The sequence below is a fragment of the Alteromonas sp. ABH4_456 genome, assembly GCF_056160645.1.
This window is the reverse complement of sequence record NZ_JBSWXO010000003.1, coordinates 382,070-395,652: the sequence shown is the minus strand read 5'-3', so window position 1 is coordinate 395,652 and position 13,583 is coordinate 382,070. Positions and strand designations below refer to the sequence as shown.

The 13,583-nt window shown below is 45.8% G+C and carries 10 protein-coding genes and 1 other RNA gene; 2 read left to right on the top strand and 9 right to left on the bottom strand.

What is annotated here, in order from left to right; translation table 11 throughout:
* Positions 1-7 precede the first annotated feature (7 nt).
* The 5 genes from ACXAG2_RS07095 to ACXAG2_RS07075 are packed head-to-tail and all read right to left on the bottom strand — an operon-like array spanning position 8 to position 6,322.
* Positions 8-2,944, bottom strand: a complete 2,937-nt coding sequence (locus tag ACXAG2_RS07095) for a CHAT domain-containing protein (protein ID WP_474865474.1) — start codon at positions 2,942-2,944, stop codon at positions 8-10.
* A gap of 23 nt (positions 2,945-2,967) precedes the next feature.
* Positions 2,968-3,432, bottom strand: a complete 465-nt coding sequence (locus tag ACXAG2_RS07090) for a hypothetical protein (protein ID WP_474865471.1) — start codon at positions 3,430-3,432, stop codon at positions 2,968-2,970.
* A gap of 6 nt (positions 3,433-3,438) precedes the next feature.
* Entirely contained in the window at positions 3,439-4,866 is a 1,428-nt protein-coding gene (locus ACXAG2_RS07085; protein ID WP_474865469.1) for a peroxidase family protein, read from the bottom strand.
* Between the two features lie 51 nt (positions 4,867-4,917).
* A complete protein-coding gene (locus tag ACXAG2_RS07080) occupies positions 4,918-5,529 on the bottom strand; it encodes a hypothetical protein (RefSeq protein ID WP_474865467.1) in 612 nt (203 codons plus the stop codon).
* On the bottom strand, positions 5,522-6,322 hold the full coding sequence (locus ACXAG2_RS07075; protein ID WP_474865464.1) for an RNA polymerase sigma factor: 801 nt from the start codon (positions 6,320-6,322) through the stop codon (positions 5,522-5,524). Before ACXAG2_RS07075 ends, ACXAG2_RS07080 begins: the two co-directional genes overlap by 8 nt.
* A 292-nt stretch (positions 6,323-6,614) precedes the next feature.
* On the opposite strand from ACXAG2_RS07075, the gene ACXAG2_RS07070 reads away from it, so the two are divergent.
* Positions 6,615-7,139, top strand: a complete 525-nt coding sequence (locus tag ACXAG2_RS07070; RefSeq protein ID WP_474865461.1) for a hypothetical protein — start codon at positions 6,615-6,617, stop codon at positions 7,137-7,139.
* On the opposite strand, the gene rnpB is transcribed toward ACXAG2_RS07070, so the two are convergent.
* The 4 genes from rnpB to zapE form a co-directional block, all read right to left on the bottom strand.
* Positions 7,139-7,487, bottom strand: an RNA gene (gene rnpB / locus ACXAG2_RS07065) — RNase P RNA component class A. The two genes, ACXAG2_RS07070 and rnpB, sit on opposite strands and share 1 nt — an antisense overlap.
* Before the next feature lie 135 nt (positions 7,488-7,622).
* Positions 7,623-10,370, bottom strand: a complete 2,748-nt coding sequence (locus tag ACXAG2_RS07060; RefSeq protein ID WP_474865459.1) for an OmpH family outer membrane protein — start codon at positions 10,368-10,370, stop codon at positions 7,623-7,625.
* Positions 10,371-10,751: 381 nt separating this feature from the next.
* Positions 10,752-11,474, bottom strand: coding sequence for a YebC/PmpR family DNA-binding transcriptional regulator (locus tag ACXAG2_RS07055; RefSeq protein ID WP_119500204.1), 723 nt, complete (start codon positions 11,472-11,474; stop codon positions 10,752-10,754).
* 124 nt (positions 11,475-11,598) lie between these two features.
* Positions 11,599-12,696: a cell division protein ZapE gene (gene zapE / locus ACXAG2_RS07050; RefSeq protein WP_474865456.1), complete on the bottom strand. Its 1,098-nt coding sequence runs from the start codon at positions 12,694-12,696 to the stop codon at positions 11,599-11,601.
* Between the two features lie 396 nt (positions 12,697-13,092).
* Here zapE and ACXAG2_RS07045 point away from each other — a divergent pair, with 396 nt between their 5' ends.
* Positions 13,093-13,533, top strand: coding sequence for a ZapG family protein (locus tag ACXAG2_RS07045; RefSeq protein WP_474865454.1), 441 nt, complete (start codon positions 13,093-13,095; stop codon positions 13,531-13,533).
* The last annotated feature ends 50 nt before the right edge of the window (positions 13,534-13,583 follow it).

Sequence of the window (13,583 nt, the reverse complement as noted above, 5' to 3'; positions counted from 1 at the left end):
AAGCAGATTAATGCTCTAATGACAGGAATTCGTAGTCAGGACCGGTGACAGTAAACACGAAGGCCCCCCAATATCTCGGATCGCGGAATCGACGCTTTGACGCCAGCAACACTCTGGCATTTCGCATGGCATCCGCGATATCGCCTCCATTACCGGCCAATGAAACATAGAAATGTTGCATAAATTCAGCTGTTGCCCGGTCCGGCACTTTCCAGAGCGTTGAAATGGTTGCTCCGGCCCCCTGATAGAGAAATCCGTGGCTTAAACTTCTCATCCCGATCCCCTGATAGGATTTGCCCATTTCCGTTTCACAGGCACTGATAACCACTAAACGGTTGTGAAAAACATGAGAGAACAGATTTTCATAGGAGATATAGCCCTGATGTTCATTTTCATCGCCTGTTGCAGTAACCAGCCCCACGGTTTCCGGCGACTCCGCCGAATACCAGGCATGACTGCCCACATGTAATAAGGAAGCATCTCTTGCAGCCGCGGAAGTGATGCTTTCGTTTGTTGCATCATCACCGGTAAACACTTGTAAGGGGACTGAAGGAAAGGAAGTTGCCAGTACATCTGCTGCTCTCGCTGTCCATGGTAACGGAGGAAACCCTGCGCGCCACTGCATTGCCTCACTGTCAGACATGTATTCAGGTGATGGATTCGAGGGATTGGTAAAAGCAACAATGTTTGCAGCAGTAGTATTTTCATCATCATCGATCTGATAATCCATCAAGGATAATATCCTGACGATACCCATTTCAAACCCGGGATATCGCTCATCAGCTCCATTATTCAGTGCAGCAAACGATGTGTTTCTCCAGCGTCCTTCAGGAAGCAGATAGAGTGTTCTGATGTCAAGGTGGCCCATCACCTTATTGCTTATCCACGCTTCCAAATCGTCCGGATTTGAGGCACATTTTTGTTCAATATCAGGAGTGGATATCAGGTAGGCACAACTTTTATTTTCAAGGGCGAAAATTTTCAGGATCGCACGCTTTTTACCGAGGCGCTGACGAATTTGATTTAAAGAGAAAGTGGCGCGGGGTTCAGCACCAGCCCCCCTTTTTTGCTGGTTGGCCAATTGAACACGTTCCCAGACTTTGTCTCTGACAAATTTCTTTTCGTCATCAGTTACAGAAGATTGAGGCTCAGGCATAGCAGTATTTACCAGCATCCATTCGCTCTGTAATGTTTCATCAACTTGTCTGAAACTCTGGCTTGCCAGAGCCATTCTGTGCCGGTTAAAGACGATTGCAGAGAATCTTTCAGATATAAACAAAGCTTCTTCAATAATTCGCTCATCCTCTGAGGGAAGAATAGCTGACAAGTAGTTATCGATGAGTGTGCGCGACTGACTTAACCAACTCATGCCGGTTTCATTACTACTGAACCTTGTTGAGGCTTCCGTTATGCTGGCGAATGCGTCGTAAAATATCGCGGCGATATCTGTGAGGTGCTCTCCACCACCGGACTTTAACAAGGTGATTTTGGCATTAGCAACAGCCAGATTCACTGACAAAGTATTTCGGCGTTGCTGGCTGATATCTTGTATTAGTGTTTCAGCCATAGCATAACGCTTTACCAGCAAAAGCACTTCGAGCCATTCGCTCATTAACTGGGAACGCTGAGTGACGGAAAATTGGCCGGTAAGCTCTCCTAATTCTGTCAGAAAAGCATCCCCGTCAAACTCTGAAGGCGATAACCGGGCTCTCATCCTTGCCTGCAAAACCTTGTAACGTGACTCCTGAAACCTGTTACGTTTCACAGGAGCTATCTCATCCAGCCATGTTTGAGCGGATGTCAGATCTTTCTTTGAAATTGCGATACCTGCAAGGGAGAGCAACGTATTAACGTAATCAATGGTGAACTTATCCGGATTACTGAACTGCAATACCTGTTGATAGTATCGTTCAGATTTTTCAATATCCCCCACCAACATATAAGCCTGCCCGAGATTAGCATAACTAACAACCAGCTTTTCCGGTGCAAGGTTATACGTATGCCGGTAAACTGACTCTCTGAGTGTAGCGAGATATTCCGGTAGCTTCCCCTGATGGCGGTAGACCCAGGCGAGATTACTGGTGAGATCATCCAGCATCTCCTGCTGTTGCAAATACTCAGGTGATGGTAAGCAGGCAATACCTTCTTCAAGAAACTCTTCAATGCGGGGAAGGTCAGCCTTCGACATATAGTAACTCGCCAGACCGTTATTTATCTGCGCGCAAAGTTGAGGATCGGTGTCAGCAGTTATTCGTTCGCGACCAAGATGCAGCCGGGCATACCCCATATCCCTTATTATGTTGTCATCAGAAAGTACGTCATTAAATCCACAAACCCCATAGAATACCGCTTCTTGTTGACTGTTTACGGCTTCTGCCAGCACGTCCCCGGATTCACAAATCCGGGCGACTTTGTCGTACTGTTCGATTGAAAATGCACTTTGAAGATATATGAGTCTGATCGTATTTTCATAAACAGTGCCTTCGAAAATATTGCGGAAAACAGCGTCCTCCGCTATTGACGTAGTTTCCCTGTAAGCCATATTCTCCTGTTCTATAAGAAGATACCTTATCAACCACTCACGGTAGTAAGGGTCACTTCTGCTAACTGAGAATGCGCTCATCTGATTCGCAAATTCGTCAGGTTGCGATATCCCTTGCTGGCCATATTCATCATCAAACTTGCTCAGTAAGGTCAGCAGTGAAACCTGATTAGCATGACTTACGCTTAACGTTTGCGCGGAACGGCCAACACATTGAAAGAAAGCACCGTTGCGTTCATAAATTTGTCTCAACGCAGCCCATCCGGCTGGCTCCCCGCAAATCACTTCCCGCGAAACGGAGGTAGCAGAAACAGAAGTTACAGATGCAAAAATAGCCAGCACTACAAAGCCAGCTCTTGCGAACAGGCTCGCCAGATAAAACTTCCCTGTTAAAAAACGCATTCTTCTGTTCCTGCAACTTTCAGTCAGTTGTGTCTCCAGCGGTAGCTGGTCAATACAACTTCAGAAGGGTCTCCGTCATTTATCGCAGGACCATCTCTCAACCAGGCCAGCGTAGAGGTATATTCCCGAACGGTTGTTTTTTCATGCTCATATTCGTGAGCAACAATGGATACCCTTACCGATTTGAAACCTGCTACGTCAGTCCCCTTAGCCCCATCTAAAGGAATAGTGTTAGAAATAAAAATACCCGCTTTATCAATTACCTTAAACTCACTAAGCTTCATAATCGCTTGCGCAGTACCATTCCATAACCCGCCAAGAGCCACCTGGTAGGTGCCTTTTTTCTCATCATAGATGAACTTTACCGGATAGTTCTGTCCCAACCCCTCGGGATGATAGCTACTTAAGGAAGGGACAATACTGCGGTGATTAACATAGTTAACGCCGGCTTTACTGGTTTGCCAATATCCGTCTTTTAAAGACTCCATGGTGGTTTACTCCTTTTTACATAAAATTGCAGACATAGTCAGAGATGCTGCGTTTTCTACGCCACATTGCCTGCTAAATTTATCCAGGCAGACGGCGACTTCTTGTTGTGTTTCTTGTTTCGGGAATAACTGTTTTTTTGCTGCATTGATGGCATGCAATAACACATCAGCAATAATCACACTACCCAGTTTCCCCATTCTGTGGCCCGGATTATCCTCCTGAGCAGAAGACTCGGCCAATAAAAATGGCCAGAGCGGAAGCCGGTTTTCCCCGTGAAGCGTATAAAACAATGATGCCTGATTCATGGGATCCATCTTCAATTCTGTCAGCAGCGACTCGCTGTCGTCCATGGTCAACCCGCAGCCTGTAAAAAGTTCAGGATATTCTGCTTCCAAACATTGCTTGCACTCCTGAACAGTCATCAATTCTACTTTCATACCGGCGGCAATATTACGCTCAGCAATATTACGGGAAACAGGTATCCCTCCCATGCCAGACACTACAATTAAGTTAATGGGCTGAACTTCCTGAGCAAACTCACCGAAAAACAATGACCAGTCGATAGGTGGAATTGCCTTTCCCCTTTCAGCCTGGTGGGTGAGCAACGCATGTAAAGTAAAACTATCATTGCCACGAAGTTTGTAAGTTTCGCGCACCATACTGTGTCCGAAACGAAATGCTGCATGGCTGAACTCGTAAGGTACTCTTGATAGACTAACGTTGTTATCAAGTATGGTGACAGCGGGCTGACGGGTAGAAAAGTAATAGTCATAAACCTGCCGGTCTAATATCGCAGGTAACCATTCATGAATGACAAGCTGGTGAAATAAAGCAACGGTGACTTGTTGCGCTTTGTGAAACCATGACGCGTCTTCACACAGATGAGGAAGATCTTTATCAGTCGATTGACAAAAGCCGCTCAATATTCGGTTGTGAATGCGCTGCCATTGACTATGAAACTGAAGGATGATTGCATTATCATTGTTGCGGGGTTCATACAGCAGGGGAGTATTGCAGCTATCCCGTAAACAATCCCAGTCATTATCAGGTAATCTGAAAAAGCCCTGCTCATCGGTAAGCCAGTGCGGCGGTAAGCTCCCGGCCTGACCGTAAAGACTGTCCATATTCAGAGCCGGGGAGACCTCTCTGGATGAATAGTGATTCTGTGCCGGATGAGTGGGTGAAATAATATCGTGAGCGATCCACTGCCCCCAATAAGTAAACCCTGCAGGCAATTTGCCGGTATTCAGAGGAATTTTTATAACCTCTTCGCTTTCCGCCGGCTTTGGTTGCTTAACGGGGTTATCACCGTCTGGCGTCAATAACGCTTGCATACCCGCAGCGGTATAAGGTGCTTCAGGCGTCCCGGAAATGGGATCTGACCAGGGAATGATTGCAGCTACCATCTCTGCAACTTCCTCTTTTTCAGGCAACGGTCTCCTTGTTTTCCCAAAAAGATAATCCCTATCTTCACCACCCATTTTTTAGTCCTTTTTTATTTCCAGGGAGAACCGGTTAATCTCATTGTTGTGATTATTTTTGCCGGAACGGGAAAGAATCAGCTGATAGTCTCCGCTATTGATATCTCCGGCACGGATAACCATCGTTATCTCATTGTTGCTATTCGGTTTCAGTATCCGCGACTCAACTTCCTCTCCATTAGTATTGGTGAGAACAGCATAGACTGAACCACTGAAGTCCGGCGGTGCATCGCTGACGACCACTTTAAATTGTTCACCTTCACTGAAATGCAAAGTCACCGGCTGAGTCACATGACTACGAAAGTCTTCGAGATAAACAATCGCCGGGCTCACCTCCGGCCCTGAAGTTACCAGCGCTGCAGGTAACCAGACCCATGCCATCACACCTGCAGCAAGAGCAAAAGCCCCCAGTGCAGGTAACGAGGTTGTCTTTCTGACTTTCTGCGGCAGTACCGACACATCAGGTCCAGCCTGACAGAGCGCCTGGCTCAGTACCACCTGTTCCGTTAGCTCACGGGAGTCAAGCATAGCAATTTCAAAAGAAATTTCTTCGTCCGGTGTCAACTGCTTTGCAAGATAACGCCGGGTGAATTCATCATCGTATTTTTCAGACATAAAAGGCCTGGTCAGTTTTTTGGCCTGATTTTGGTATCTGGCCATTCTGTCCAGTTAAGTGCTCGTAAGAGCGGGAAACTCTCACTTCCTCGGTTAAAGATATAAATTGCGGAGTAAAAGCACTCTGCCCGCCCGGTGGTAAAAACATCATTAGTACAATAACACCATCAAGTATCTGCCTGACACCCGAAGCGGTCTCATCATCACCCTCAATAAGTTGTCTGAGGCGCTGTCTTGCACGGAATAACACACGGTCAAAGTGCGCAGGTGTCAAACCCAAACTGTCGCAAATCGTGTTTTTATCTTCATCATGCAAATAAAACCGGCTCAGAACTTCCCTGTCTCTCTCAGTACCCAACTGATTAAGTACCCGGAGAACGAGATTTGTTGTATCACGCTCATGCAACTGGTGAAGTAAAGTAGGCGTCTGCGCAGCAAATGTATCTGTAAGATCGGACACCTCGGTTTGTCTGCGGGTTTGCATGCGCCGGTATGCAATCAGGGTGTTTATACCTGTCTGGCGAATAAAAGAAGACAACGCAGCGGGGTTACGGAGATCTCCATCCCGCAACTTTCTGAGAACGACAACAAACGTGTCCTGGGTGAGATCTTCAGCCAGCGATAGAGAATCGGTTTGTCGGTATAAAATAAAAAGGAGCCCCTGATAATAATCTTCTACAAGCTGCCTTTCTGCATTTTTATCACCCTGAACGATACGTTCAATAAGTGCGGCGGGGTGCGTCACGGGTGTTCCTAATCCGGGTAATTTTTTTACTGGCTTTTGTTCCTTCAACCTTATCCGCTAACACCATCAAAATCAATGGGTATAAAGGTGTTCATATCCATCGCATACCGCCATTTACACTCACCTATATACGGGAAAAAGCCAAAAGTATGATGATTTTGCAGTAGCTAAGCCATTGAAAAACATAAACTGCAAACTTCGTGCAAAATTTAATCTGCATTTATTATTTTAAAAAATAACTGATTTTTATTCTCTTTTAAGTGAGATATATGAGTGAGTTACCTCACTACACTGAATAGACAGACCACAATCCAGCAACTTTAAAAGCGAGAGAAGAAGAATGTCCAGCAATGTTATTGCAGTCGTTATTCACGGTTTTGAGCCTCATCACCGGACTTTTGCCAACGATCTGATGAGCACTGTGAAATCTACAAGTAACCAGCTATTTTCACCGCAGCACGACATTCACTGGCTACCGGTTAATATTGATTGGATTAGTGTGTTACGTGCAGATGAAAATAATGACCCGTTGCAACTTAAAAGTTGGGTTATCCCCATCATCCATTCAAAATTGCAAGCCGCTGTTAATCTGCGACCAAGAACAAATACGGTTCTCCTGAACACGTCACTGCAGGCTGTTATTGAATCAAAGATTGAAAGCCTGATAGATGAGAGTAATGGAATTCTCACTTTAAAAACGCCTGTCATTATTGCGTCCGGGCTAGGGGGTAGTATGACTTCTTTTCAATTCCACTGGCGTGATAATTTAGTGCGGCACGAACATAAAAACAGTTGCAGTTTTGCGGCTTTTGATGATCAACTATCAGGAAGCGCAAATGACAGCTTGATTTCGGTGAATTATTAAAAGGGAGCTGGCCGTAAGCCGGGTTCTGTCGTGGACAATCATTCCTCTAGGCCTGCAATTACTCACAGGCTCAAGCAACCTACCCGCCTTCCGTGCGGGCCGCACGTATAGAAGGCCTATTTGGTCTTGCTCCGGGTGGAGTTTACCATGCCACACACTGTTACCAGTGGCGCGGTGCGCTCTTACCGCACCCTTTCACCCTTACCGGCGCTTGCGCGCTTAGGCGGTTTACTCTCTGCTGCACTTGTCGTCGGCTCACGCCGCCCAGACGTTATCTGGCACCCTGCCCTGTGGAGCCCGGACTTTCCTCCCCTCTCTTGCGAGAGCAGCGATTGCCAGGCCAGCTCCGGCGCGCATTCTACAGAAGTTTTTAAGCGTAAGCGACAATAAAAAACTGGTTGGGAATTTCGATACGATAATACTGGTCCGGTTAATTAACATCTAACATCAGAAAATAGTCGACCCGCAGATTTGCTTAGTACTTTATAAATGCGAACGGGTAATACCAGTTAACGCACTCTCCAATGTTTTCATTTCCTCACTGTCGCAGGCATATCGCTGCATAAACGTTGCGACCCCCCGCAAGTTATCACTCATTGAAAATAAAGACTCTTGTGCATCTTTAGAAATGATTCCTAAAGCGCCATATATGCCTGCCATCGTCTCAATGTGTCCGGCGCTGGTCCCTTTACCCAACTGGGTGAATATGTCGGCATGGCGTCTGGCAATTGTATAGTGATACGTTTTACTATATGTATTGCGATATACCTCTTCCCCCATAATCGTTCGACTTATATCATCCCATACTTCGGTACGCGTAAAGTCGATAGGATCGGGGCCTAAGCATTTGGCTGCCAGGTGCTCATATGAAACAATGAAAAAACCTGTCATTGCTGTACTCATGCTAATACCCTTCAAGCTGTCTCGCATCTCTTGCTTCATGTTCTCTGGCTCACTATGCCTGCCAGCGAATAGAGACGCGAATTCCACTATGCCCGAATTAAGCGTAAGCTCAGTCAATTCGAGCATTGCTTTTTCAAACTTTTTGTCTTCCTCTGCAATAATTCGTATGTCGTTCCGGTACAGCGCGTTAATGTAAACAGCGCCATCATCACCGGCGCTAAACGGACCATTTCCTACCCTTGCCCGATACGCAATAACTTCAAGTTCTGCAAGGCGGCGCTGTTTAGCATCGTTAATCACTTGCCAGGTAGAGGAGTGATGCTTATCTGGCCGTATAAACAGGTCTGTAGTAAGTTGGTTTAGTTCATCAATACTGGTGATTTTATTGATTTCATCGATAACTTTCTGGCTGGCTTGTTTAAGAAAGGGCTCACGCGCTTTAAATAGCCTGGCGAAAGTGTTGCTCACTACGGGCTGATTTCTGAATCCGACATACAAATCTTTATGTTGCTCAAACCACTTTCCGGAGGCAAGAAGTGCTTCTTCCGGCGTTGTATAGTCCGAATCCGCAGGCAAAGTATGTATCGAAAAATAATTAGTTAATAAAGCGGGAAGTTCACTATTAATATACCCTCTGACCTCGTCCCGGGCTCTTATGTTTAGATCATTCCAACTGGCCAATGTCCGCGGTTCTACGGCGCTCATCAGTGCTTTCAACTCTCCATTTTGAGCGTGTTGAATGCGCGCATTAATTTCAGCGTATACGTCTTCTCTCTGCGGCTTTTCTCTGTGCTCAACCCGCTTTGTTTCGGCCTGTATTTTTTCTTCAGGCGTTACTATTTTAGATTCACTCTGATTCTTTTTCCTTTGTTCTACCAACCTCGTTTCAGCCGGAGTTTTTTCTTCTGGCCACAATGCATTGCGAACATAAACAGACTGCACTTCAAATTCGCTCAATGCCTCAGACTCATTCGTTTTGGCCAACTCATCCATAGTGTAAGCCTGCCACGCGGCTGCACCATCGAGCGCCATGCCACCAATGGCGGCACTCATGTAATGCAAAACCCGCGGTATCTCGCCAAAGCCGCCCGATAAGACGTTAATGTGCGATCTTCTTACCGGTAAGTTATTCTGCTGCGAACAAACACGCCCTAATTCGTAGACATACCCTTCACGCAATTCATCATCCATATCTAACAGGTTTTGCTCAAAGTAACTCTTAAAGACCGAAGGCCTGAACAAATTAATCAGTTGAATAATCTGGACGCTTTGCGCCGGCGCTCCGGGATTTTTATTAAGCTCGTCTAACCACGCGGTAAGAGAAGGCATACAGCCTGAACCAGCTTTTTGTTGTAAATCTGGATGCCGGCCACTGGAAACATGCTGTTGACGGGATCGAAGCAAAAGCATTTGGTGGGTTAGCGAATCTACAGCGTCCTTGTTTCCTCCTGATTGCTGTTGCGCTAATTCTGTTTGTACTTTTTCCATTTCCTTTTTGATTTGAACCAGGCGGGCTTGTTTTTGCTGTTGTTTTTCGCGTTGGGCTTTTTGCTTTGCAGCCATAGCCTTTTGCCGCAAACGGTTCTGCTCAGCATTAATTTTTGCGCTCTCGCTAAACAAGTCATTAACTTTTTGGCGCAGCTCAGCAACTAATGCTGTATTGCCGTCGGCTCTGGCTTGTTGTCCCTGAATTCTGAGTAACTCAACCTGCTGATTAATCAGATCTGTTTTTGCTTTTGCCTCAATACCTCGTTGTCTGATTTCATCGATATCCACCTCCGTATGCAAAGCTCTCTGCATGTATTCGGGAAGTGTTTTACCAGCCACCAGCAAAACCGGAGCTTTTTGGTTGCTTTGCGGGCCACCAAAAAACAGATAAATCTCATCTCTGGTTTTGCTAATTGCACCAAAAAGCATCACAGCTGGTTGCCTATGAGGCTGATACTGTATTTTGAGCATGTTAAGCTTAGAAATAAGCTCGCCGGTAAGCGGGTAAGTAGCGGGCGCAGGGATTGTATTCAGGTCATCAACTTTTGCGACATCGATTACTACCTTGCCACTTAAGGGGGCACCTTTACCCAATTGCATTGCCTCGTGTTGAGCTCCCGTCCTCCTACTCCTGCGTTCCGGCGCGGTTGACAGATTAGGAGCTGGTTGTGTGGACGCAATGTTCTCATCTAAATGCAGGGTTATTCGTTTTATATTGCCTTGTTCAACAGCCAGTCCTATCCAGTCTTTGGGCAGCTCAGGTAAGGATGTTTTTCCAAAGCTTAATTGACAAAAAAATACACCTGCTAAAAAGACTGACACAATCAAATATCTGTTCAATTTAAATCCCTATAATCTATGGCCGAGCGTACTTACAAGCACTAATTCCTGAGCTCAGTAAGCAATTTTGTGCAAATAATAGACTAGCCTTAACTGTATCCAAAAGAAAATTTTTAATCAAAGGTTGAAACTCATACGAAGAGGAGTTGCTATCTCATGCTACTGATATTTTTTTGTAGTTTTCCAGACGGATTTAGTGAATTAGACGGGTTCAGGGGAGATTAGCTGGTTGTTGCTGCTTCCGAATCCGGGTCAGCCTGATGCAACATAGTCATGTCTGACTATTAAATAAAAGCTGTAACCGAATAACATTGGTTTATAAATGAAGGAACCCACTGACGTGGGCTTCCTGAATTTAGATTAGATTATTTTCTATACAGCTTAGTTTGGCGTGATGGCGTTGTGATAAACGTCCTGCACGTCATCGCAATCGTTCAGCATGTCCATGAATTTTTCAAACATGGGCATATCTTCTTCACTGATCTCTACTTCAGTCTGCGGAATAAAGCTGATTTCTTCGGCATCTAAAGTGATATCAGGATACGCTTCAGTCAAAGCGGTTTTCACACTGTAGAATTCTGTATGGGGTGCATAAACAGTAATTTTACCGTCTTCACATTCCACTTCAGTCACGTCTACATCGGCTTCCATTAATACTTCCAGCACAGCATCTTCATCATCACCGGCAAACTGGAAAATCGCCTGATGGTCGAACATGTGAGCTACTGCACCGGGACCACCGATTTTGGCATTAGTTTTAGTGAAGCAATTACGCACATCGGTAATGGTACGGTTATTGTTGTCAGTCAGACAGTCAACAATCACCATGCAGTTACCCGGACCGAAGCCTTCGTAACGTGCAGGTACGAAATCTTCACCGGCACCACCTACAGCTTTATCAATGGCTTTTTCGATAACGTGGCTCGGCACCTGATCTTTTTTCGCTTTTTCCATCAGACGCTTAAGCGACAGATTGGTATCCGGGTCAGGACCACCGTTCTTCGCGCACACGTAAATTTCTTTACCGTATTTAGAATAAACTTTGGTTTTTGCGCCAGCCGTTTTGGCCATGGCGTTCTTTCTTACTTCAAATGCTCTGCCCATCTTAGGTCTCTGTATCGTACTTTTATCTGACAATGCCCGTGAAAAAATTCAGGCACAGTTTAAAAAATTGTCGTGCAGTTTACCGGCTTTACCGCTGAGTTAACAGTTTTGCGTTCCAGCCAACTCAGGGCAAATGTTCCCTGGCCAGATATTCTCTGGATTGCATTTCTTTCAGCCGGCTTAAGCAACGGCGGAACTCAAAATTCAGCCTGCCGTCAGTATACAGCTGCTCCAGTCCCACTTCGGCGGTCATTATAAGTTTAACGTGACGTTCGTAAAATTCATCCACCATCGCAATGAAACGGCGGGCGGTGTCATCGTTGTTTGCTCCCATTTGCTTCACGTTGGCAACCAGTACCGAATGATAACAGCGGCTCAGTTCAATGTAGTCGCTCTGGCTGCGCGGCCCTTCACAAAGTGCAGAAAACTCGATAGACAATACCCCTTCAGCACTGCGGCGGGTAGGGATTTTACGGTTGTTCACCTCTATCATCTCGCCGGTCTGGTAATTTTCCGGCGCCAGTTGCTCAAAATACTCGTGCAGGTGTTTATCGCCATCGGCATCCAGCGGTGAATGAAAAATTTCTGCCTGCTCCAGAGTACGAAGCCGGTAATCAATACCACTGTCCACATTAATCACTTCAGTGTGTTTATTAATGAGATCAATAGCCGGTAAGAAACGGGCCCGCTGCAAGCCGTTTTTATACAGTTCATCAGGCACAATATTCGATGTTGCTACCAGGGTTATTCCACGGTAAAACAACTCTTGCATCAGGGTGCCAAGGATCATGGCATCGGTGATGTCGGACACAAAGAATTCATCAAAACAGATCACTCGGGCTTCACTGGCCAGCCTGTCAGCCACAATTTTTAGCGGATCCGGTTCATTAGGCAGGGTTTTCAGCTCGTCATGAACGCGGTGCATAAAACGGTGAAAATGCACCCGTGATTTTTTAGTGAAAGGCAGACACTCAAAAAAGGTATCGACCAGATACGTTTTACCCCGGCCGACACCGCCGTAAAAATAAATACCGGTTACCGGCTTGGATACTGGCTGCTTGCCGAACAGTTTTTTGATACTTGCACCGAATCCGGAAGATGACGGCGCTTTGATGAGATCATCGTATAACCGCTGAAGCGCTCTGACTGCATTTTCCTGCGCAGGATCATGTTTAAACGTGGGCAACTGCAAATCTTGCTGATATTTTTCCCATGGCGTCATCGCCGAAACTACTCCCAATAGAAGGTAGGCTGGAGGTCCGCTGCACCGACCTCCTTGAAAAAACAAAATCTGATCTTAAATTCCGGATAAATACAGGTAGAATCGCAGCGCTGTGTGTTATGCGGGGTGGTATTGGTCGAAGTAAAACCAAATACCGTATAAACCTGAATAAGACATTATCATAACGCAATGCCGGGCTGCAGATAAGGTTTACAGGCAATGATTTGCTTTGAATCGTCGAAAAAAACGACGAAATCAAACTTTATCGCTATATCCGCATTTTGCAACAATTCGCAATGCGCATTCACGCTCATTACTTGCTATAGTCGGCATGAGTGATTGTTTTACTGTGCTTAACTCAAATAGTTATGAACACAGAGATTTTTGGAGAAATGAATGGACGTTTTAATTCCTGTTGCCCTGCTGATTGCGGGCCTGATTATCGGCTTCTTTGTTGCCCGCTATATGTATACCCGTGACGGCGCTTCCGGTTCGGCAAAACAGGCAGAGCAAAACATTAAGGAACTGATGTCACAGCAAGCGACACATCACATTCACCAGACCCGTCAGGCGGTTGAGTCTATTGAAAAGCAATGCCAGGCATTGAAGCAACAGGTTGCTGATTATGAAACCTTGCTTACTCAGGGCGAAGACGGTGATGCGCTGGGCGTACCTTTCTATGGTGAGCAGGCTACTACCTATTTACGTAACAATATGCAGGGGAGAGAAAAGTCCAAACCTGCACCGGTTTCTGACACTCAGCCTAAAGACTTTGCTAACGCAAGTTCCGGTTTGTTTGTCGGCAACGCCGGTCGTTCTACCGCAGAAAAGGACTGATTCAGGAACTTTTTCTCACTTACCTGAGTCTGTCAGTGATAGTAACCATA